Source organism: Hyphomicrobium sp. B1, from assembly GCF_049532635.1.
Taxonomy (GTDB): Bacteria; Pseudomonadota; Alphaproteobacteria; order Rhizobiales; family Hyphomicrobiaceae; genus Hyphomicrobium_B.
This window is the reverse complement of the sequence record NZ_CP134871.1, coordinates 4,001,984-4,023,271: the sequence shown is the minus strand read 5'-3', so window position 1 is coordinate 4,023,271 and position 21,288 is coordinate 4,001,984. Positions and strand designations below refer to the sequence as shown.

General features: G+C 59.3%; 17 protein-coding genes and 1 tRNA gene. 15 read left to right on the top strand and 3 right to left on the bottom strand.

Going from position 1 to position 21,288, the window contains the following annotated elements; translation table 11 throughout:
- Nucleotides 1-402 precede the first annotated feature (402 nt).
- The 11 genes from rpoZ (at nt 403) to RLW55_RS19155 (ending at nt 12,241) form a co-directional block, all read left to right on the top strand.
- A complete protein-coding gene (rpoZ, locus tag RLW55_RS19205; protein WP_013946810.1) occupies nt 403-855 on the top strand; it encodes a DNA-directed RNA polymerase subunit omega in 453 nt (150 codons plus the stop codon).
- 103 nt (nt 856-958) lie between these two features.
- Complete coding sequence (locus RLW55_RS19200; RefSeq protein ID WP_409562757.1) at nt 959-3,181, top strand: RelA/SpoT family protein; 2,223 nt, start codon at nt 959-961, stop codon at nt 3,179-3,181.
- A 52-nt stretch (nt 3,182-3,233) separates the two neighbouring features.
- A complete protein-coding gene (locus tag RLW55_RS19195) occupies nt 3,234-3,785 on the top strand; it encodes a DUF2062 domain-containing protein (RefSeq protein WP_414462136.1) in 552 nt (183 codons plus the stop codon).
- A 101-nt stretch (nt 3,786-3,886) separates the two neighbouring features.
- Complete coding sequence (locus tag RLW55_RS19190; RefSeq protein ID WP_423416437.1) at nt 3,887-4,669, top strand: pyridoxine 5'-phosphate synthase; 783 nt, start codon at nt 3,887-3,889, stop codon at nt 4,667-4,669.
- Entirely contained in the window at nt 4,666-5,082 is a 417-nt protein-coding gene (acpS, locus tag RLW55_RS19185; RefSeq protein WP_409562759.1) for a holo-ACP synthase, read from the top strand. The genes RLW55_RS19190 and acpS overlap by 4 nt, the downstream gene beginning before the upstream one ends.
- 196 nt (nt 5,083-5,278) lie before the next feature.
- A complete protein-coding gene (lepB, locus tag RLW55_RS19180) occupies nt 5,279-6,037 on the top strand; it encodes a signal peptidase I (RefSeq protein WP_409562760.1) in 759 nt (252 codons plus the stop codon).
- Between the two features lie 21 nt (nt 6,038-6,058).
- Entirely contained in the window at nt 6,059-6,766 is a 708-nt protein-coding gene (gene rnc, locus RLW55_RS19175) for a ribonuclease III (protein WP_409562761.1), read from the top strand.
- Nucleotides 6,759-7,685, top strand: coding sequence for a GTPase Era (gene era / locus RLW55_RS19170; RefSeq protein ID WP_414462139.1), 927 nt, complete (start codon nt 6,759-6,761; stop codon nt 7,683-7,685). Before rnc ends, era begins: the two co-directional genes overlap by 8 nt.
- Nucleotides 7,686-7,705: 20 nt before the next feature.
- Nucleotides 7,706-8,425, top strand: a complete 720-nt coding sequence (recO, locus tag RLW55_RS19165; RefSeq protein ID WP_423415094.1) for a DNA repair protein RecO — start codon at nt 7,706-7,708, stop codon at nt 8,423-8,425.
- A gap of 579 nt (nt 8,426-9,004) precedes the next feature.
- The gene (locus RLW55_RS19160) at nt 9,005-10,018 is read left to right on the top strand and encodes a hypothetical protein (protein ID WP_423415093.1); all 1,014 of its coding nucleotides are present in this window, start codon (nt 9,005-9,007) and stop codon (nt 10,016-10,018) included.
- A gap of 204 nt (nt 10,019-10,222) precedes the next feature.
- Complete coding sequence (locus RLW55_RS19155; protein ID WP_423415092.1) at nt 10,223-12,241, top strand: acetyl-CoA carboxylase biotin carboxylase subunit; 2,019 nt, start codon at nt 10,223-10,225, stop codon at nt 12,239-12,241.
- Between the two features lie 52 nt (nt 12,242-12,293).
- On the opposite strand, the gene RLW55_RS19150 is transcribed toward RLW55_RS19155, so the two are convergent.
- Nucleotides 12,294-13,142 carry a LysR family transcriptional regulator gene (locus RLW55_RS19150; protein WP_409562766.1) on the bottom strand — a complete coding sequence of 283 codons (849 nt, stop codon included), beginning with the start codon at nt 13,140-13,142 and terminating at the stop codon, nt 12,294-12,296.
- Nucleotides 13,143-13,389: 247 nt separating this feature from the next.
- On the opposite strand from RLW55_RS19150, the gene RLW55_RS19145 reads away from it, so the two are divergent.
- Entirely contained in the window at nt 13,390-13,761 is a 372-nt protein-coding gene (locus tag RLW55_RS19145; protein WP_409562767.1) for a hypothetical protein, read from the top strand.
- An 81-nt stretch (nt 13,762-13,842) separates the two neighbouring features.
- Here RLW55_RS19145 and lipB read toward each other — a convergent pair whose 3' ends face one another.
- Nucleotides 13,843-14,583 carry a lipoyl(octanoyl) transferase LipB gene (lipB, locus tag RLW55_RS19140; RefSeq protein ID WP_423415091.1) on the bottom strand — a complete coding sequence of 247 codons (741 nt, stop codon included), beginning with the start codon at nt 14,581-14,583 and terminating at the stop codon, nt 13,843-13,845.
- A gap of 244 nt (nt 14,584-14,827) precedes the next feature.
- Here lipB and RLW55_RS19135 point away from each other — a divergent pair.
- The 3 genes from RLW55_RS19135 to RLW55_RS19125 all read left to right on the top strand — a co-directional run bounded on the left by RLW55_RS19135 (nt 14,828) and on the right by RLW55_RS19125 (nt 19,838).
- Nucleotides 14,828-14,914: transfer RNA gene (locus RLW55_RS19135), tRNA-Leu, on the top strand.
- Nucleotides 14,915-15,693: 779 nt separating this feature from the next.
- Nucleotides 15,694-16,788, top strand: a complete 1,095-nt coding sequence (locus RLW55_RS19130; protein WP_423415090.1) for an efflux RND transporter periplasmic adaptor subunit — start codon at nt 15,694-15,696, stop codon at nt 16,786-16,788.
- Nucleotides 16,785-19,838, top strand: coding sequence for an efflux RND transporter permease subunit (locus RLW55_RS19125; protein ID WP_423415089.1), 3,054 nt, complete (start codon nt 16,785-16,787; stop codon nt 19,836-19,838). The genes RLW55_RS19130 and RLW55_RS19125 overlap by 4 nt, the downstream gene beginning before the upstream one ends.
- On the opposite strand, the gene RLW55_RS19120 is transcribed toward RLW55_RS19125, so the two are convergent.
- On the bottom strand, nt 19,835-21,286 hold the full coding sequence (locus RLW55_RS19120) for a GntP family permease (protein ID WP_423415088.1): 1,452 nt from the start codon (nt 21,284-21,286) through the stop codon (nt 19,835-19,837). The two genes, RLW55_RS19125 and RLW55_RS19120, sit on opposite strands and share 4 nt — an antisense overlap.
- Nucleotides 21,287-21,288: the final 2 nt, after the last annotated feature.

Below are 21,288 nucleotides of genomic sequence, written 5' to 3'. Positions count from 1 at the left end.
GCGAATCCTGAGTAAAATTCCCAACTAAACAATGTTAAAAAATAACGTTGGGATTTTCTACTTCGCTATAGGCTACAGGGACTTGACTGTGGAGCATCGGGACTTGACCGAAGGCTCGAAGTCCACAAGTTTCTACGGCGTAGAATACTATCGTCGCTAGGACTAACAGAAGTGCGCCGCAGTCAACAATTGTGACAAATAGTCTATTGAAGAGCACGTATTTCCTTTGACGTGCCTATAGAACGTTCGGCAGCGGTTTTTTCTTCGTCAGCGCTTGATTAATTCTTTTCGACGTGGCACAGAGGCATCAGCGTGGCGCCGGAAGGCTGTCTCGAACGGCTGTTTGCGCCCATTAACGCCCGAAAGAGTGCGGCTGAATTTCACCAAGGGAAGGTTTGCCCCATGGCTCGCGTCACCGTCGAAGATTGCGTCGACAAAATTCCTAACCGATTTGAGCTGGTGCTTCTCGCCGCTCACCGGGCTCGCGCGATCACGAACGGAAGCGCGATTACGATTGCACCCGATGATGACAAGAACCCGGTCATTGCCCTGCGTGAGATTGCAGAGCGCACGCTTTCTCCCGACGACATGCGCGAGACGCTGATCTCTTCAATCCAGAAGAATACCGAAGTCGACGAGCCGGAAGCGGTCGCAGCACCGTTGCTCCCGCCGGAGCGCCGCGCGCCGATGCTCGGTCGCGATGACCTTTCGTCCGACACACAAGTCGACGTCATGACGGAAGAGCAGCTTCTCCGCGGCCTGGAAAGCATGACGCCGCTCGAGCCGTCGGCCAACATCGGCTCGGGTTCGGGGCCGCGCGAGCGGGATCGCGATCCGCGCGACCGCGGCCGCTGAGCCGGCCAGGAAAGCCTGCTCGCGACAACAGGCTCGCGTCATTCAACTTTAATCCGTCCTGCGTCTTCGGTTACGCTTGCGCCCAGAAGGAGTGCGGCGGGTCATGATGCGGCAGTACGAACTCGTCGAGCGGGTCCTCAAATACGATCCTAGTGCGGACGAGGCTCTGCTCAATCGCGCCTACGTCTATGCGATGAAGGCGCACGGCAACCAGAAGCGTGCGTCGGGTGCGCCATATTTCTCGCATCCGCTGGAAGTCGCGGCCATTCTCACCGATCTCAAGCTCGACGACGCTACGATCGCGACTGCGCTGCTGCATGACGTGATCGAGGATACGGATGCGACACGCTCCGAGATCGACCAGATGTTCGGGCCGGAAATCGGCGGTCTCGTCGACGGGCTGACGAAGATCAAGCGGCTCGACCTCGTTTCCAAGAAAGCCGAGCAGGCGGAAAATTTCCGCAAACTTCTGATCGCCATTTCCAGCGACATCCGGGTGCTGCTCGTCAAGCTCGCCGACCGCTTACACAACATGCGGACGCTGGAGCACATGAAGCCCGAGAGCCGCAAGCGGAACTCGGAAGAAACGCTCGATATTTATGCGCCTCTGGCCGGCATGATGGGCATGCAGGCGCTTCGCGAAGAACTGGAAGATCATGCTTTTCGCTGGCTGCATCCGGAAGCGTACGAAGCGCTGACGGAGCGGCTCGCAGATATGCGCGAGCGAAACGAGGGTCTTGTCGAAGAAATTCGGCAGGCCATCGCACGAAAATGCGCGGATGCCGGGATCAAGGCGGACACGTTCGGACGCGAGAAGAAGCCGTATTCCATCTGGAGCAAGATGGAGCACAAGCAGATCAGCCTCGAACAGCTTTCCGACATATACGCATTCCGCGTGATGGTCGACACGATCGAGGACTGCTACCGCGTGCTTGGCATAGTGCATACGACTTGGAGCACGGTGCCTGGACGTTTCAAGGACTACATTTCAGCTCCGAAGCGAAACAACTATCAGTCCATTCACACCACGGTTTACGGACCGCGGCACCAGCGCGTGGAACTGCAGATCCGGACGCGCGAGATGCAGCATATCGCCGAATACGGCATTGCGGCTCATGCGCTCTACAAGGCTCAGCAGAGCGGCCACATGAATGGGCATGCCGTCGGTGAGGGCGAAGAAGTCGACGACAGCCCGTATGGACGGCTGCGGACGATGATTACGTCGCTTCTCGAAGCGGCAAATCCGGAAGAGTTTCTTGAGCATACCAAGCTCGAGTTGTTTCACGATCAGGTCTTTTGCTTCACGCCGAAGGGGCGTCTCATTGCTCTGCCGCGTGGGGCGACGCCGCTCGACTTCGCTTATGCCGTTCACACGGATATCGGTAATGAAGCGGTCGCCGCCTATATCAACGGGCGGCATGTTCCGATTGATACGCACCTGCGCAACGGCGACGAAGTCGTGATCGAGACTCAGAAGGGGCATGTTCGCCCTGCGGCGTGGGAAGCGTTTGCCGTCACCGGGCGGGCGCGGGCTGCGATAAGGCGAGCGGCGCGTGAAGCGGAGCGCAAGCGTTTCGTCGAACTCGGGCGGCAGCTCGTGCAATCGACGCTGGCCGGTGTCGAGGTCGATTATTCGGATGAGAAAGTCAGGGCGGCCGCTCCGAAAATCGGCTTCAAGACTGCAGACGAACTGCTTGCTGCCGTCGGGCGCAACGATGTGCAATTGCCCGATGTTCTTTCGGCCGTGCTCCCGCAAGGCCAGACCCTCGGCGATGGCTATAAACCAACGCGGCGGTTTGGACGCGCCCGTGAGCAGGATGGCTGGTTCAATATCGACAAGGTAAACAGCCTCAAGTTCCGAACGACAGAAATCGACAGCATGACGGCTATTTCGATCGGAGGGCCGAGCCAGGAGCTGCCGGTCGCATTCGAGCCGGGCGGCGCTGTGCCCGGTGACCGGATTGTCGGCGTGATGGCGCCAGGCGAGGGGATTCGCGTTTTTCAGATCCATTCGCCTCGTCTTAAGGAATACGAGGAAGAGCACTGGATTGATGTCACATGGGACGTCGATCCTGATCGGCCGCAACGTTTTCCCGCGCGAATCAGCGTTACAGCGGTTAATGCTCCCGGGTCGCTTGCCGAGATTGCCAAGGTGATCGGCGAGACGGGCGGCAATATCGACAATATCAAAATGGCTCGCCGCGCGGCAGACTTTACGGTGATGCACATCGAGCTTGAGGTTTTTGATTTGGTGCATTTAAACCACATCATTGCCGGGCTCAGAGCGAAGTCATCCGTCGCAAAGGTGGAACGGCTTTTCGAGTGAGCTAATGTGCGCACGGAATGGGTCGCATAATGGCGCCTAGGAACATAATCGTTTGAACGCAAAGCAACTGGCATTGGTGGACCGCGCAACGTCGTGGTGGAATTCCACGCGGCTCTGGTCGCGTCTGCGTTATTTCTGGCGGCAGGTTCTTCGACTGCGCGCAACGCCACATGAAGTGGCGCTGGGATTTGCCATCGGCGTATTCACAGCATGCACGCCGTTCCTTGGCGTCCAAACGATTCTTGCCTGCGCTCTGGCGTTGGTGCTGCGCGTCAGCATGCCGGCGGCACTCCTTGGGACGTTCGTCGGCAACCCGCTAAGCTGGCCGGCAATCTGGACCGCCTCGTATGTCTCAGGCGCTCTGCTTCTGGGACAAGATCCGACCTATGCCGCCAACCATCTGGGTGAAACGGCCAACGTGCTCGGCGCCACCTTGATGACGCCTTCGCTGCAGACGTTTGACGCCGCCATCGATAATCTCTTGCCGATCGCGGAGCCGATGGTAGTCGGGGGACTTCTCGTCGGCTTGATTGCAGCTATCTTCAGCTATTACCCTACGCGTCGCGCGGTCCGCGTTTTTCAGCGTCATCGCAGCGTCAGTTAGGTGGATCGCAGCTCTTCTTCCGGTCCTAGGCCAATTCCCAACAATCGGTGGCACAGCCCGTGGCAACGACACGCAAAGCCTCTGACACCAATACAGCCATGATGCCGGTCCGCGCCCTGCGCCTCGGCGTCAATATCGATCACGTCGCGACGCTCAGGAATGCACGCGGAGGCATCCATCCCGACCCCTTGCGGGCGGCGCATCTCGCGATTGAAGGTGGTGCCGACGGTATCACTGCGCATTTGCGGGAAGACCGCCGCCATATTTCCGATTCCGATATCACGCGGCTCAAGAACGAGCTGACGCGACCGCTCAATCTCGAAATGGCCGCGACGAAAGAAATGCAGCAGATTGCGTTGCGGCACGTGCCGAACGCGTGCTGTCTCGTGCCTGAGCGGCGCGAAGAGCGCACGACCGAGGGTGGATTGGATGTCGTCGGAGCGGCGAAGACGCTGAAGCCGTTTATCGCCAAGCTCAAGGATGCAGGTATCCGGGTCTCCCTGTTTATTGAGCCCGACTTGAAGACGATCGAGTCCGCAGTGAGTGTCGGAGCCGATATCGTGGAGTTGCACACCGGTCGGTATTGCCATTTGGCACTGGATCACGATGCGACCGGTATGGCGCGCGAATTGGAGCGTCACCGGAAAGCCGCCGCTGCGGCTTCTGCAGCCGGTCTTGAAGTGCATGCCGGACACGGACTGACCTACAACACCGTCAAGCCGATTGCGGCGCTGCCTGAGATCGTCGAGCTCAATATCGGTCACTTCCTGATCGGGGAAGCCATCTTTGGCGGCCTGTCGATGGCAGTCCGGCGAATGCGCGTGCTGATGGACGAGGCACGAGAGGCGATGACAACAGCGCCCCAAGCACGGCGCGCGAAATGATTATCGGCATCGGCAACGATCTTTGTGACATTCGTCGGGTCGAGAAGACGCTCGCGCGTTTCGGCGACCGTTTCATTGAGCGGGTCTTCACGGCGGAAGAGCGTCGCAAAGCTTTTTCGCGGGCACATGCCGCGCGTACGTTCGCCAAACGCTTTGCGGCCAAGGAAGCGGCCAGCAAGGCGCTCGGCACGGGGTTTCGCGCCGGGGTCTACCTGAAAGATATCGGGGTCGTGAATGCTCCGTCGGGACGGCCGACGCTGGCGCTGACGGGCGGAGCGGCGCGCCGTCTGGCCCATCTCATTCCGGCCGGTTTCAAGGCCCGGATCGACGTTACGCTCACCGACGAGTATCCGATGGCGGAGGCGATCGTCATCATTTCGGCTGTGCCGGAAGGTATCGATCTTCCAGGCTGAGCTTTTGGGTTGCGGCAGATTGGTTGTCCAACGGCGATTTTGCTGATGCCAAACGACATCGAGTCGCTGTTTTCCTTACCTTTTAGTCAGATTAGCGCCCGTCATTGCGGCGTTAGACCAAACTCGCTATAGCGGTCCGCTAAAACGAAGCGAGCCCCGGCCAATGCCGCTCGGCGGCGCAAAGGGAGCCCTTTGAATGAGCGTTGGTACGAAGACGTCGAGATCGAGCTGGTCGGAAACCCTCATCATCGTCGTCGAAGCACTCGCTATTGCGATGTTCGTGCGGATTTTCTTTTATCAGCCCTTCAACATTCCGTCCGGCTCGATGAAAGAGACGCTTCTGATCGGCGACTATCTGTTCGTCTCGAAGCTTTCGTACGGATACAGCCGCTTCTCGTTCCCCTTCAGCCCGAACCTCTTTTCAGGTCGCATTTGGGGCGCTGAGCCGAAGCGCGGCGACGTCGCGGTGTTCAAGCTGCCGCGTGATAACTCGACCGACTACATCAAACGCGTGATCGGTCTGCCGGGCGACGAAATCCAGATGCGGAACGGGCAGGTTTTCATCAATGGGCAGGGTGTGCCCAAGGAGCCTGCCGGATCTTTCACGACTTGGGAAGATGGCCGGGAACGGACAATCTCGGTCTTTCAGGAAACGCTTCCCAACGGGGTGAAGTACAAGGTCCTCGATAGCGATCCGGATGGCCCGTACGACAATACCGGGGTCTATAAAGTTCCGCCGGGTCATTATTTCATGATGGGCGATAATCGCGACAACTCTACGGACAGTCGCGTCCGGAGCGCCGTCGGCTTCGTTCCCTATGAGAACTTCATTGGGCGAGCCGAGATCATTTTCTTCTCCGCGAAGGTCGACGGGCCGGACGCCATGCATTGGTGGGCACCCTGGAACTGGCCGTTTGACATTCGCTGGAACAGGTTCTTCACTCTCGTGCGGTGACCGCGAAGCGGCATTTGCGCCATGTTGAGACCACGCAAGTTCAAAGAACTGGAAACGAAGCTGGGGTATAAATTCAAGGACCCCGGCCTTCTTGAGCGCGCACTTACACATGCCAGCGTGCGTGGCGGCAAGGTTGCCCGCTCCGATAACGAGCGCCTGGAATTCATCGGTGACCGGGTACTCGGTCTTGCCATCGCGGAAGCCCTGAATAAGCAATATCCGGAAGCGAACGAAGGCGAGCTTGCTCGTCGCTACAACCGGCTCGTTCGCGGCGAGGCTTGCGCCAAGGTCGCACGCAGCATCGATCTCGGCGTTCATCTCATTCTGTCCGAGAGCGAGGCCGATAGCGGTGGTCGCAACAAGACAACGATTTTGGCCGATGCGGCCGAGGCGCTGCTCGGCGCAGTCTTTATTGACGGTGGTTTTGACAAGGCGCGTGCCGTCGTCACCAAGCTCTGGCAGGATCAATCCGAGCCGGTGCCGGAAGTGACGGTCGATGCCAAGTCTGCTCTGCAGGAATGGGCGCAGGGGCAGGGGCTTGCGCTGCCGCGTTACACCGTGGTGGCGCGCAACGGTCCGGATCACGCGCCGCGTTTCACAGCTGAGGTCTTGATTGCAGGGCGCGCTCCGGCGCAGGGTGAGGGCGCGTCTAAGCGAATTGCGGAGCAGGCGGCTGCCAGCGCGCTTCTGACGCGCGAAGGCGTGGGAGCGCGTGTCGGAGATGTCTGAGAACAACGTATCGACAGAGGCCGGTCGGCGGTGCGGCTTTGTTGCCATCATCGGTCCGACGAACGCGGGCAAGTCGACCCTCGTCAATGCATTGGTGGGGGCGAAGGTCGCCATCGTCTCACACAAGGTGCAAACCACGCGCGCCCCGATCCGTGGCATCGCGATGGAAGGCGACAGCCAGATCGTCTTCATAGATACGGCGGGCATTTTCAACCCGAAGCGGCGGCTCGACCGTGCCATGGTTGACGCAGCGTGGGGCGGTCTCGAAGACGCCGATGCGGTGCTTCTGGTGCTCGACGCCGCGGCGAGTCTCGGAGAGGACGTTGAAGGCATCGTCGAGCGGCTCAAGTCCGTGCGGATGCCAAAGATCGTCGTGTTGAACAAGATCGACCGGGTCGAGGACAAGCCGAAGCTGCTGGAGCTTGCAAAAACGCTCGACGAGCGTTTGTCGCCGGATCGGATCTTTATGATTTCTGCGCTCGAAGGGAAGGGCGTTAAGGATCTGCTGACGTATCTCGCAGGCCTCGTGCCGGAAGGGCCTTGGCATTACTCGGAAGACGATGTCACCGACGTGCCGATGCGGACGCAGGCCGCCGAGATGACGCGCGAGAGTATCTACCGCTTCCTGCATCAGGAACTGCCCTACACGACGACCGTTGAAACGACGGATTGGAAGACGCTGAAGGACGGTTCGGCGCGCGTCGAGCAGACGATCTACGTCGAGCGCGATGGGCAGAAAAAGATTGTGCTCGGCAAGGGCGGCGAGACGATCAAGAAGATTTCGAGCGCAGCGCGGCACGGAATCGAGGAAATGGCTGGGCATCGCATTCATTTGTTCCTGTTCGTCAAGGTGCGCGAGAACTGGGAAAGCGATCCGGAGCGCTACCGGGAAATGGGCCTGCCTTTTCCCAAATCCTGAGCAGCCTGCTATGAAGCCCGATGCAGTGGACGGATGAAGGCATCGTTCTATCGGTAAGGCCGCATGGCGAAACGGCGGCGGTCGTCGATCTTTGGACGCGTGCCCACGGACGGCATATGGGGCTGGTCCATGGCGGCCGTTCGCGGCGGCTGCGTCCCATTCTTCAACCCGGCAATCACGTTGATGCCATTTGGAAGGCGCGGCTTGCCGATCAGCTCGGCTCGATGAGCGTCGAGATGCGGCGCGCCTTTGCGGCGGAGACGATGGACGACAGCCAAGCGCTGATGGCGCTATCATCTATCACGACGCTGACAGCGCTGCTGCCCGAGCGCGATCCGCATCCCAATCTCTATGAGATCACGCTGTTCGTTCTCGGCTTCCTGGACGATCCGACGGTATGGCCGGCTCTGCTCGTCAGGTGGGAGCTGGCGCTGCTCGATGAACTCGGTTTCGGTTTGGATCTTAGCCAGTGTGCGGCGACGGGCGCGAACGATCAGCTGATTTACGTGTCGCCGAAATCGGGTCGCGCCGTTTCGGCGTCGGCAGGTGAGCCTTATCGCGACAAGCTGCTGGCGCTGCCGCAATTTTTGACGAAGCAGCGATCAAGCCCGGTAACGGCGCAAGACGTCCATCTCGGTTTTGCGCTGACTGGGCATTTCATAGAAAAGCATCTGTTGCTGCCGAAGGGACAGACATTGCCAGCGTCGCGCATGCGGCTTGTGGCGCAGCTCGCGGCCTAGAATTCGAAATCCTTCGGTTTTTTAATGCGGATTTGCGCGGTGGGAGCGACGGAATGCCTGCAGTGTGGTCGTTCCTCTTATCGACTGCGGGCAAATGGAAGAGCTTTCGTTTTGACCCCCAGCCATGAGTGCACCGTCGGGCTTCTTTCTCCATTGGTCAGCCCGGGGTGCCCTGCAACTGGCCTCGCGTGCGACCCACACCGCCCGCCCGGCTCGCGACCGCCCGTTCGGATCCCCCCTCCGAACGGGCTCTCTTGCATCAGGATTCGGAAAGTTTCGGACTTGCTGCCGTTCAGGAGAGAAAAACCCTTTTCTTCAGCAACCGTTCATGCTGATGCGTAGACAACTATTAAAAGCGTTATTGTCTTTCTCACTGTGCATGCGGGAGTACGGTGGGAATTAACGGGACCGCAGTGCGAACTGCGGTCCCGATAGTTTTATGACAGCCTGATGCGGCGCGCGGAGCCCACGCCGCAGAAATCGCAGGCGTTTCCCTTCCATTTTCCGACGCCGCTTAAGACGCGATTAAACATCGTTGCTTACGCTTCATGAGCATAGGTCGTGGCGTGGGGGCTTTCGATGGGTGGGTTAAGGTCGCTGCCGATTGACGACATTCTGGAGCGGCAAACGATCGAGTTTGACGACATTCTCCTTTTGAAGCGCGTCTTCTATGAGGACGGCGTCGTCTCGTCGGATGAAGCAAATCTGTTGTTTTCGCTGCAGCAGGGATGCTCGGTGCAGCATGCCGATTGGCCGGATTTTTTTGTCGAGGCCATTGCCGATTACCTCATCATTCAGGAACTGCCGCGCGGCTATCTGACGGCCGCCAACGCGAATTGGCTGATAAGCAGGGTTTCGCGTGAAGGCAAGATCCGGTCCAAGACGGAACTCGATCTTGTTCTGAACGTGCTCGAAAAGGCCCGCTGGGCGCCTGCAAGCCTTTCCAAGTTTGCACTCGAACAGGTCAAGCACGCGGTGCTGACCGGTGGCGGTCCGCTGCGTCGAGGCAAGTCGCTGGCTGCGGGCAAGATCAGCGAGAGCGAAGTCGATCTCCTTCGCCGCATTCTTTATGCCTTTGGCGGCGATGGGCATGTGGCTGTGACGCGCGCCGAGGCCGACATTCTGTTCGATATCGACGAAGCGGTCGCGGGTTCGCCGCCGAATGCGGTCTGGACGGACCTTTTCGTCAAAGCCATCGCCAATGTGATGATGTCGGCGTCCGGTTACGCGGTCCCATCACGTGAGGAGGCGCTGCGGCAGGAGGCGAAGCTCGACGAAGATGACGACGAGCAGACGTCGATTCTGTTCTCGCTGCTGTCGATGGTGCATGCGAATCTGTCGTCGATGCAGGATTCCTATCACGACCAGAGCGTGGAAGAGCGGGCGCTTGCGCGGCTGGAGCATCAGCGCATCGAGATCATTACCAACGAGAAGATCGCAGAAGCCGATCCGTCGTGGCTCGTGGGTCGCCTCGGCCGCGACGGTCGCCTGACGCCGAGCGAGCGGGCGCTCGTCTCCTACCTTAATCACGAAAGTCCGCGGATCCACCCGACCTTTACCGAAGCCGTCTGCCGGTTGGGGGAGGCCGCCTAACAGCCCGATCCGCTATAGTTACTCGGGACCGCCGGTGAGCCCTCTCGCCGGCGGTTTTGCTATGCGGCAGCGGATCGCACAGGTCCTGGCATTCGGGGGGCCAACGGCGTGTTTACGCGGCGTTGCACACGCTCTAGAACGGCGTGTTGTCTTGCGACAAGCTGAGGCAGCCAAAATATTCACGGGAAGGACCGGGAAGCGCTGATGTTCAAGAAAATTCTGATTGCCAACCGCGGTGAAATCGCGTGCCGCGTGATCAAGACGGCTCGCAAGATGGGCATCAAGACCGTTGCCGTCTATTCCGACGCCGACCGGGATGCGCTCCACGTCGAGATGGCGGATGAGGCTGTCTACATCGGCGCAGCGCCGGCGGCTGAGTCCTATCTGGTTATGGATAAGATCATCGAGGCCTGCAAGGCGACGGGCGCCGAGGCGGTCCATCCGGGGTATGGCTTCCTGTCCGAGCGCGAGGCGTTCCCGCTGGCGCTCCAGAAGAACGGCATCGTCTTCATTGGTCCCAATCCCAAGGCGATTGCCGCCATGGGCGACAAGATCGAGAGCAAGAAGGCGGCAGCTGCGGCGAAGGTTTCGACCGTTCCGGGCTACATGGGTGAAATCAGCGACGCCAAGCATGCCGTCAAGATCGCCGACGAGATCGGCTATCCGGTCATGATCAAGGCGTCGGCCGGCGGCGGCGGCAAGGGCATGCGCATTGCCTATAACGCCCGGGAAGCGGTTGAGGGCTTCGAGCTTGCCCGGTCGGAAGCCAAGTCGTCGTTTGGCGACGACCGCTGCTTCGTCGAAAAGTTCATCGAAAATCCGCGTCACATCGAAATCCAGGTGCTGGGCGACAAGCATGGCAACGTCGTCTATCTCGGCGAGCGCGAATGCTCTATTCAGCGGCGCAACCAGAAGGTTCTGGAAGAAGCGCCGTCGCCGCTGCTCGATGAGAAGACCCGCAAGGCGATGGGTGAGCAGTCGGTCGCGTTGGCCAAGGCGGTTGGTTACGACAGCGCGGGCACGGTGGAATTCGTTGCCGGACAGGACCGCTCGTTCTACTTCCTGGAAATGAACACGCGTCTGCAGGTCGAGCATCCGGTGACGGAACTCGTGACCGGCATCGACCTTGTCGAACAGATGATCCGCGTAGCGGCGGGCGAGAAGCTGCCGTTCAAGCAGTCGGACATCAAGCTGACGGGATGGTCGGTCGAAAGCCGCGTCTATGCCGAAGATCCGTACCGGAACTTCCTGCCGTCGATCGGCCGCCTCGTTAAGTATCGCCCGCCAGAGGAAGGCACGAAGGACGGCGTGACGGTGCGCAACGATACCGGCGTCTTCGAAGGCGGCGAGATCTCGATGTATTACGATCCGATGATCGCCAAGCTCGTCACTCATGCGCCGACTCGGCTCGAAGCCATCGACGCGCAGTCGACGGCGCTCGACGCATTCTATATCGACGGCATTCAGCACAACGTGCCGTTCGTTTCGGCCGTGATGCAGCATCCGCGCTGGCGGGAAGGTAACCTTTCGACCGACTTCATCAAGGAAGAGTTCCCCGAAGGTTTCGTCCCACGCGAACCCGAGGGGAAGGATCTCATCACGTTGGCCGCGGTGGCCGGCGCCATCGACCATCTGAGCAATGCGCGCCGTCGGGACATCACCCATCAGATGTCGGGGCAGGCCGTGAGCTTTGCCAAGCGGCGAATCGTTAAAATCGGTTCGGCGACGGTGGAGTTGGAGGCGCTGGGCGTCATTCCCGGACCCTATTACGTGTCGATCCTCGACAAGGACGGACACCCCTCAAAGACGATGGAGATCACATCGGAATGGTGGCCGGGCGAGCCGGTTTGGATCGGAACGGTCGATGGAGCCGACGTTGCGGTCCAGGTCCGTCCAATTCCGAATGGCATGACGCTGTCGTACCGCGGTATCCAGGCCCCGACGTATGTTTACACGCAGCGGGAGGCTGAGCTTGCGGCGCTGATGCCTGTGAAGGTTCCGGCCGACATGTCGAAGTTCCTGCTTTGCCCGATGCCGGGGCTGGTCAAGGCAGTGAACGTGACCGAGGGGCAGGACGTCAAAGCCGGAGATAACTTGGCGGTCGTCGAAGCCATGAAGATGGAAAACATCTTGCGAGCCGAGCGTGACGGCAAGGTCAAGAAGATCGCGGCCAAGCCCGGCGATAGCCTCGCCGTCGACGCAGTGATCATTGAGTTCGCTTAAGATCAAAGACGCGGGCGGCGCTGAAATAAGCCGTTACGTTTGTGAACCGGCCTCAGCCGAGCTTCGCCGCCGCCCGCCTCAGACCTCTCAGAATTGGCTCGTAAGCCTCTTCGTTGCGCGTCTCCGGATAGACCATATAGACCGGATAGACGAATTTCCGCGCCCGCTTCGGCTCTCTCACCCGCCCACGGCTGATCAGTCCCCGCACCATACGCGCGGGGAAATAGCCGGAGCATTCGTTTGCCAGAAGATAGTCGAGGCCCATCGGGCCGAGGTCGAGACTGAGCGCCGGATTGGCGTGCTCGGGAAACGCGGCGGCGTGATCCTGAACAAAATCTGTCCCCCAATCGATGAGCAGATAATCGTTCACGCCACGCCTGGCTGAGGGCTTGGCTGAGGAAACGAGCACGAACTCTTCGTCGAACAAATGTTCGATCGTCAGGCCCGGAGGCGGGGAGGGGCGATACATGATTGCAAGATCGAGCGTGCCTTCGATCAGCCGCTGGCCCAACACTGGGGAAGCTCCAGCTGTTGCCGAGACGGCGATTCCCGGGATCTGAACGCGCAGACCGGCGGCCCATTTCAGCAGAAAACCGCTCCAAAGACTGAGCGGCGCACCAACAGAAATGTGTTCGGGATGCTGATCGGCGAGCGAAACCTGGAGCTGCGCTTGTTGCCAGACGCGCACCATGGCGAGGGCGTGTTTCTGGAAGAGTTCGCCCGCTCCCGTCAGTTCTGCTCCTGATTTCGAACGCGTGAAGAGCGGTCGGCCGAGCAAATCTTCGAGGCCTTTGATGCGTGCGGAGACTGTCGATTGGGTGATGTTGAGCTTGCGAGCCGTGTCGACGAAGCTTCCCGTCTCGGCAACAACGAGGAAAGTACGCGCGAGATTGACATCCATCCGTTGAGATCCTCATCGATGAGGTGTGAAACTCATCTATCGAAATTTCCGATATCACCAAACGTCAAATTTCGTTTGTGCATCGCTTTGAATTTCATCAATGTCGAAAACGACCTGACTTGAAGTCTGGTCGACAGATTCTTGTGTCTGTCAACGTTCAAACGGAAGGACGATCGAAAATGGCTAAAGCTGCAAAGAAAGCCGCCAAGAAGGCCCCTGCCAAAAAGGCAGCGAAGAAGAAGAAGTAATGACTTTCTGCCGCGATCGCAGGAGCGGCCGTTTCGACCTTTTGGTTATAGCGGCAGGCGCGATCGCAGTTCTTCTTATGACCTCGGCTGCTCCAGCAGCCACGATTGCCAACCGAGGTGACAGAGAGGTCAAGCTCACCATCACCGAGGACACGTCGATCAAGGACGAAGTTCTCCCAGTAGGTAAGGTGGTCGGCGGGGTCTGTCAGAAGAGCTGTATCATCCGCCTCAACGACAATGCGAATGACGAGTACGAACTCGATGGTTCGGAAAGCGTTTCTGTCGAAGGGGGTCTTCTCTACTACGATTCACCCGCAAATGGGGGCGCGCCGCCGGTTGGCAGCGCCTCGGACGAGCGGCAAGGAAAATGACGTAGAGATAAGGTTGCGGCAACGGTAATCGGGCGCTTGTATCCCCCTCGGATGCAGGCGCCTTTTTAGTTTACCGGACGTTCAGCCGACGTTTGTGCCGGTCCCGGGCTGGGGTGAGATGACAGGCAGATCGATGACCTTCGTCGGTCCGAAGATTTTCTGAAAACTGGTTCGAAGCGCGACGTCCACATCGTACATGGAGACCGGAAGGCCCAAGTCAGCGAGGCTCGTCACGCCGTGATCGCGGATGCCGCACGGGACGATGCCGCCGAACTGCGAGAGGTCGGGGTCGACGTTAAGGGCGACGCCATGGCTCGACACCCAACGGCTGACGCGAAGACCAATGGCGGCGATCTTGTCCTCGACCTGTTCCCCTTTCGACGATCGGCGAACCCAGATCCCGACTCGATCGCGCCGAATTTCGCCGGTGACATTGAATTCCGCGAGGGCGTTGATCAGCCACAATTCCAGGCGGGTGATGAAATCGCGGATGTCGCGACCGCGCGTTTCGAGGTCGAGCATGACGTAAGCCACGCGCTGGCCCGGTCCGTGATACGTGAACTGGCCGCCTCGGGCGGTGCGGAACACCGGCAAAGCATTCGAGTTCAGCAGGTCTTCATCTTTAGCGCTGGTGCCGGCGGTGTAGAGCGGGGGATGCTCAAGAAGCCAAACAAGCTCCCTAGCTGTTCCATCGCGGATTTCGCTCGTGCGTCGGCGCATGACCTCCAGAGCAGAATCGTAATCGACGTAGCCTTCGGTGATGGCCCACTCGACTGGGGCAGGCGTGCCGGCATTCGGAAGTTTCGATGTGAGCGTCTTCACTGTTGACCGCCTGTGACCGTCAAGTCGTGCGTGCCGCGCTAGGCTTTCAAGTAGGTCCAGCAACCTTGCGGCATTCTGTTCGCCATGCCGCATATATAATAATGAGTCTCGACATTTGCGCCTTCAGTGCTTTTCAGGCCAATCTGCCGCTTGCGTTCCGGCAGGGGCTCTGATACGTCGGCGTCTTCGCGGATTTGGGCAGCGCCAATGCCTTTCGCGATTTCCCAGATTTCAGGTCTGGACTGCGGTTGTGGCGGAATTGGTAGACGCACTACCTTGAGGTGGTAGCGCTGGAAACGGCGTGGAGGTTCGAGTCCTCTCAACCGCACCATTTTTATTTGCGCGATGCCGCCCGCCAACCCATCGCGCGGGTTCCGGTTCGAGGAAGTCCTCGAACCTACACCATTTTTGTTTGCGTGAAGCGGGCACGTCACCCCGGTGCGGCGATTTCCGGTTCGAGGTTGATCGCTCTGAAGCTGCGCCAATGAAGTTCAACTATTTCCGCTTCTGAGCGGCCTTGAGCTTGAGCGCTGGTCAGGGCGAGTTTCGCTCCTTGGCGATTTGAATCTCTGCGTCGTATTTCTCGATCGTCCACCATCGAGATGAGGACGAAGCGCTATTGCTGTCCTCTACGCCGGAGCAACGGCCCCGGCGCATTCGTCATTCTTGTGGAGAAAAGACGCGAGGCGTCGCAGTGCCTACCAACGGCAAATGCGACGACCATTCCGCCACCAGCAGTGGCGGGGACCGCGCCATCCGCCGACCCAACGGCAGTGTCTGCGTCCGTTGCGCCACCAGCACCGATAACGCGCATTCTCAACGATGCTCGATTTTGAGGGCTTGATAATCTGAACGCTGGAAACGAGCGCGCCAGCGTTTGCCCGTGGCGTCGCAATGCCGATGAGCCCGGTCATCGCAATGCACAATGAAATTGCAAAAAGCCATTTCCTTTGCATTAGCCATCTCCCTTTTTCGTCGATTTGTTCAATTTTGACTTCGTTGAGTAGTATGTATGCTGAAATTCTTCGTGGCGATTTAATTCGCGCATTTGCTTTTCGACTATATCGATTTCGCTGAGGGACGAAGATTTAGATCCCCGGGGTCATTGCCATGAATGCAGCACGACGCAGCCTGCTCGGCATGATGATCTGTCTGTCAGCGTGTGCTGTTCTGGTTACCGGGTGTGGGGAACAGGCTAAGGTTGAAGATCAGCAGCCACGCCCCGTTCGAACAGTCACCGTTGAAAAGAGTGAACTGGGTGAACTTGTTACGTTGACCGGCCAGGTTCAGGCGGAAAACGAGGCTGCTCTTTCCTTTCGGATCGGCGGCAGGATTATCGAGAGGTTGGCCGGCGTGGGCGACCATGTCGTGCCTGATCAGGTCCTGGCAAAGCTCGATCCTCAGGACGAACTCAACGCACTTAGATCGGCGAGGGCCGCTCTTTCCGCGGCCGAGGGCCAACTCGTTGAGGCGCGGAACAATTATGATCGTCAGACTCAGCTTTTAACCCGCGGGCATACCACGCGGATGCTATTCGATCAGGCGCAGCAGAATTTACGCACCGCACAGTCGCGAGAGGACGACGCCCAGGCGCAGTTGGAAATCGCGCAGGATCGCGTCAGCTTCACTCAACTCAAGGCGAATGTCACGGGGACCATCACCTCGCGGTCTGCCGAAGCGGGTGAGGTCGTACAGCCCGGCCAAGCGGTCTTTCAAGTTGCGCGCATCGAGGGTCGGGACGCTGTTTTCGATGTTCCGGCGCAAGTCATTCACTCTGCGCCGCCCGATCCCGAGATTACGGTGGGGTTGACGGACAACCCGTCTGTGAAAGTGAAAGGATGGGTGCGGCAAGTCGATCCGCAGGCCGATCCGGTGACGCGCACGTTTCGGGTCAGAGTCAGTCTCGTTGATCCTCCGGCCACGATGCGCCTCGGTGCAACCGTCACGGGGAGCATGCGCCAGAAGGCTTCTCCCGGTATGACGATACCGGCGAGTGCGCTGACCCGCAGCAATGGCCAGCCTGCGGTCTGGATCGTCGATCCTGCGAAATTTACTGTATCGCTGCGGAATATCGAGGTTCAGCGCTTCGATCCTGCAACAGTGGTCGTATCGAATGGACTGAGTGCGGGTGACATCGTGGTGACGGCGGGTGTTCAGGCGTTGCACCCCGACCAAAAGGTCAGGCTGCTCGGAGCATCTTCGTGAGTGGACTCAACCTGTCCGAATGGGCACTGAAGCATCGCTCCTTCACCGTATTCATCATGATTGCGGTGACGTTCGCGGGCCTTTCGTCGTATCTCCGGTTGGGGCGGGCCGAGGACCCGCCTTTTACTTTCAGGACGATGATCGTACAGGCGTCATGGCCCGGCGCCACGATGGAGGACACGCTACAACAGATTACCGAACGTCTCGAACGCAAGCTTCAAGAGACGCGTGACCTCGATTTTCTTCGTAGCTACACAAAGCCCGGCGTAACGACGATTTTCGTTACGCTGAAAGGCTCGACGAGGCCCGCGGACGTTCCTGACATCTGGTATCAGGTGAGAAAGAACATTGGTGATATTCGCCATACGTTGCCGGCGGGGGTCGTGGGGCCTGGATTCAATGATGATTTCGGCGACACTTTCGGACTGATCTACGGCTTCACGGCCGATGGGTTCAGTCACCGCGAGTTGCGCGATTACGTCGAAGATATCCGCTCGCGCTTGCTGCAGGTTCCGGATGTCTCGAAAATCGACGTCCTCGGTGCGCAGGACGAGCAGATCTATGTCGAGTTTTCAACGCAGCAACTCGCAGGGCTCGGGATCGACAGGGCGGCTCTGATCGCGGCTCTGCAGGCGCAAAATTCGGTCAGTCCGGCGGGCGTTCTTCAAACCGGAAACGAGAAGCTCATTTTACGGGTGTCAGGGTCTTTCCGGTCGGAAAAGGACATTCTGAACGTCAATTTCTACGCCAACGGGCGGCTGATCCGGTTGCGCGACATTGCGGAAGTGCGGCGCGCCTATTCCGATCCGCCGCAGCCGATGTTTCGCGTCAACGGCAAGCCTGCGATCGGGCTTGCGATCGCCATGCGCGATGGCGGCGATATTCTGAACCTCGGAACAAACGTGAAAAAGGCGGTCGCAGAGAGCATGGCCGATCTGCCGATCGGGATCGATGCGACGCTTGTTTCCGATCAGCCGATGGTGGTGAAAACGGCCATCAACGAATTCACGGAATCGCTTTGGCAGGCCATCGCCATTATCATGGCGGTCAGCATCATCAGCCTCGGCTTTCGACCCGGCGCGGTCGTCGCGCTGTCGATACCCTTGACCATGGCAATCGTCTTTCCGATCATGGAATGGCTGAGCATTGATCTGCAACGAATTTCGCTTGGTGCTTTGATCATCGCTTTGGGCCTTCTCGTCGACGATGCGATGACGACCGTCGACGTCATGACCTCCCGCTTGGCCGCCGGAGACAGCAAAGAACAGTCAGCAACGTTTGCCTACAAGTCGCTGGCCTTTCCCATGCTGACGGGGTCGTTTGTTACGGCTGCGGGATTCGTGCCGATCGGTTTCGCGCAGAGCGCCGCGGGAGAATATACCTTTTCGATCTTCGCAGTCGTGACGATCGCGCTGATCGTGTCATGGTTTGTTGCGGTCCTGTTTGCGCCATTGCTCGGCGTCTGGCTTTTGAAAAAGCCTGATCCGGACGCGCCGAAAAAGGAAAGCTGGGTTCTTCGTATTTTCCACGACGTCCTCGTCGGCGCGATGCGTAGACGCTGGCTGACGATCGGGGCGACGCTGGGATGCTTCGTCCTCTCGCTGTTGGCGCTTCCGCTGGTACCTCGACAGTTCTTTCCGGCATCGGACCGGCCGGAACTTGTCGTCGATCTGGCACTCCCGCAAAACGCGTCGATATTCGCCAGCGAGCAGGCTGCGACGAAACTGGAGGCGATCCTCAAAGGCGATCCGGACGTCGCGAGTTGGAGCCTCTATATCGGGCGCGGAGCCGTCCGCTTCTATCTGCCGCTCGACGTGCAATTGGCCAACGACTTCTTTTCTCAGGCTGTCGTCATCGCCAAAGATGTGCCGGCGAGGGAGCGTCTCCAGGCCATGCTCGAAAAGAAACTCGCGGAACAATTGCCGAGTGTGATGGCTCGCGTCTCGCCGCTGGAACTGGGGCCGCCCGTCGGCTGGCCGGTTCAATATCGCGTGACCGGTCCCGATGTCGAAAAGGTTCGCACGGCTGCTTTGCAACTCGGCGAGATCATGGGAGACGACCCGAATGTGCGGCACATCAATTTCGATTGGATGGAGCCTGCGAGAAAGGTGCGCATCCAGATCGATCAGGATCAAGCCCGGCTTCTGGGTCTCAGCTCGCAGACTTTGGCTGAAGTCTTGAATACGGTCACGACCGGCACGCCGATCACCCAGCTGCGAGACGACATATATCTCGTCAACGTCGTCACTCGAGCCATTGATGAGCAACGGGTGTCGCTATCAACATTGCGCGCATTGCAGTTGCCGGTCGCCAACGGGAGAACCGTGCCGCTTGGACAGGTCGCTACTTTTGATTTCGAGCAAGAATATCCCTTGATCTGGAGGCGACAGCGTCTGCCGACGCTCACAGTTCAGGCGGATGTGGCGTCAAGCGCGACACCGGAAGCGGCCGTTGCGGCTTTGGCTCCGGCCGTCAAAAAGCTTAGTGAGGCCCTTCCGAGGGGATATCGGGTCGATGTGGGCGGCACTGTAGAGGAAAGTGCGAACTCGCAAGCCTCGGTCTTTGCCAAGGTGCCGTTGATGCTGTTCCTGATGCTGTTGTTCCTAATGGCGCAGCTACATAGTTTCAGTCGCCTGATTCTGGTTTTGTGCATTGTTCCGATGGGGCTGATCGGCATCGTCGCCGCGCTTCTCATGTCGGGGCGGCCGCTCGGCTTTGTCGCGATCCTCGGGATCTTGGCGTTGATGGGCATGATCGCTCGCAATGCCGTCATCCTGATCGAGCAAATCGAAACGGAACGTGCGGGCGGGCGCGACACCTGGGACGCGGTCGTGCTGGGGACGGTCTCCCGCTTCCGCCCCATCATGTTGACAGCGATTTCCACGGTTCTCGGTTTCATACCGATTGCGCCGACCGTTTTTTGGGGCCCAATGGCTTTTGCGATCATGGGCGGTTTGTTTGTGGCGACAATGCTCACATTGATCGTTTTGCCGGCGCTCTACGTTGCTTGGTTCGGGATCAAAGAGCCCGAGCGTGAGGCCGCGGTCTAGAAAGATCCGAACGCCGTGCCGAGAACAATCACGGCCACCAACGCAATGAGCGCGCCGACAATCGCTACCATCACGATATCCAGATAGCTTTCCTTATGCGTCGATCCGCAAACGGCGAGCAACGTGACGACTGCGCCGTTGTGGGGCAGGCTGTCGAGTGTGCCGGCGCCGATGACGGCGACACGATGCAGAAGGTCCGGGTTGATGCCTTGCTCATGAGCGATCTTGAGATATGTCGTCCCTAAGGCGTCGAGCGCGATGGTGAGGCCGCCCGATGCTGATCCGGTCAGCGAGGCCAGGACGTTGGTCGCTACAGCAAGCGAGACGAGGGGGCCGCCTTCGATCCCGAGCACCCAGTCGCGCACCACCGCGAAAGCAGGCAGAGCCGCAACAACGGCGCCAAAGCCGACCAAACTGGCGACGCTGAGTACGGGCAGCGCTGAGGCATTCGCGCCGGCGTCCATGGTTTCGCGCAGCTTCGGCAAACGTTTCAGATTCAGGGCTATGAGAACCGCGATGGCGACGGTGAGTGCGGTAACGACGGCCCAAATGCCACCTACTGCGGATAACGAGGTCGACCCCCACCCGGATTCGGCGAGATAGGAGGTGTCGAGGCGCGGCAGCACAAGCGTCGACATCAGAAGATTGACGCCGACGACGATGGCCAACGGTAAGACCGCGATGGTAATCGGCGGCGCCTTGGCGCTTTGCGCGCCGTGCTCGACCTCGGCGGGATCGAAGGTGCCCGAGGTCGTGGCGCGTTCGCGGATCTTTTCGTCTTTTGCCGCGACCATAGCAGCCGCCGCGGTACCATCATAACCTTCGCCGTTCTTGCGCGCGCGGGCTTCGACCAAAGCCAGCCACCACAGGCCGAAGCCGAGCGTGATGGCGGAGGCGAGGATTCCAAGTCCCGGCGCAGCGAACGGCGTTGTGCCGAAGAACGGCATAGGAATGGCGTTCTGGATGGCAGGCGTTCCCGGCAGCATCGACATGGTGAACGTAGACGTTCCGAGCGCGATGGCGGCGGGCATCAGCCGCTTCGGAATAGCGGCGGCGCGAAAAAGAGCGTGCGCCATCGGCGCGAGCACGAAGAAAGCAACGAACAGGCTGACGCCGCCGTAGGTGACGAGCGCGCCAGCCAGAACGACGGCGAGAACGGCCCGTTTGGCTCCCAATCGTTCCGTCATAAAGTCCGCAATGGCGGATACCGAGCCGCTATCCTCCATCAATTTTCCAAACAAGGCGCCGAGAAGGAAAATGGGAAAAAACTGCATCACGAACTGGGCTGCGCTGCGCATAAAGGTCTGCGTCCAGTGCGCCAACAGCGGTTCTCCGGAAAGGCCGGCAGCAATGATTGCGGCAGCGGGTGCAAGCAGCAGGATGCTCCAGCCGCGATAGGCGAGGTAGATCAGCAGCCCTAGCGCGATCAGAATGCCAAGCAACCCCATGT